1 protein-coding gene is annotated in these 1,015 nt (G+C 57.1%); it reads right to left on the minus strand.

Annotated elements, in window-relative coordinates:
• Positions 1–94: 94 nt before the first annotated feature.
• Positions 95–895 carry a hypothetical protein gene (locus ASF25_RS18590; protein WP_056306413.1) on the minus strand — a complete coding sequence of 267 codons (801 nt, stop codon included), beginning with the start codon at positions 893–895 and terminating at the stop codon, positions 95–97.
• Positions 896–1,015 lie beyond the last annotated feature (120 nt).

The following is a 1,015-nucleotide window of genomic DNA, read 5'->3' on the forward strand; positions in this document are numbered from 1 at the left end:
CATTCGTCATCGGAGACGTCGGACGGGTAGGCTTTGCGTGAAGAGGTCATGCCCCTTCATCTGGAATCCAGCCGTCATAGGTCCATAACAGCCTCTAGATCGGAATCTCTGTGTCCGGCGACTTTTGAGGCTGAAGGAATTGAGGGAGTAGTTGGCCGCGGCTCGGATCAATTGGCTCGCCGATTGGATCTGGCAACCGGTGAACCACTTGAGAAAAAACAGCTTCTCTCTGGACGGTGGTCATCTGCAACATTCCACCGACGAAGTGGATGCCGGCGGTGCCCTCGACCTCATCTTGCTCTCGGTCGAGACGGCAGGCGGCCACCGCCTTCAGCGCGTAATGCTGTGGGTGGATCTCGTAACCTGACTGCAATTCCTGGGGTCGCGTAATACCTACCTTCGCCGCAGACTCCAGGGTCGGAGAGGGCGCCAAGTGGATGTCAGGCAGCGGGATTAGGGAATACGGAGGCCAGTCAATGAACTTGCCTGTCGCATCTAGGGCTGAGAAAGGCCGAGTGCGAAGAGTATAACTTTCGTACCGTTCACGATCTTCCGAAAAACCGCCGATCATAAAGCTAAAATGCGGCTCGTCAGCACCTTCAGCTTTGGTGGCAGAAGCCTCTCGAAACAACTCGGAGGCCAATTCTGGAAACAGGTCGAGCACGTCATCAAAGGTAACGATTTGGGCACCGCGTGCCGACAATTGCCGGAAGGCGTTATGCATCGCTGCGCTGGCACCGCCCATCCCCCGACTGGCAAAGATGCAGGAGCATTCCGGCATCATCTCAACCTTCGAGACATGCGTCATCAGGATGCCTGTGCCGGCCTCATAGCCGGCACCATCCGACGCGATTGTAACGGAGTCATCGCCCCGAACGATTGCAAGTGCGCTCATGCCAACACCTTTCCGAAACCCGATTGGCCTGCCCCCATTCAGTGGCCCAGGTTTGAAGTTAGTGCATCGTCGGTCGTGTGACGATGGCAGGGCGAGCGGACGGCACTGATCCGCTCGGTT

This window comes from Methylobacterium sp. Leaf100 (assembly GCF_001422845.1).
Lineage (GTDB): Bacteria > Pseudomonadota > Alphaproteobacteria > Rhizobiales > Beijerinckiaceae > Methylobacterium.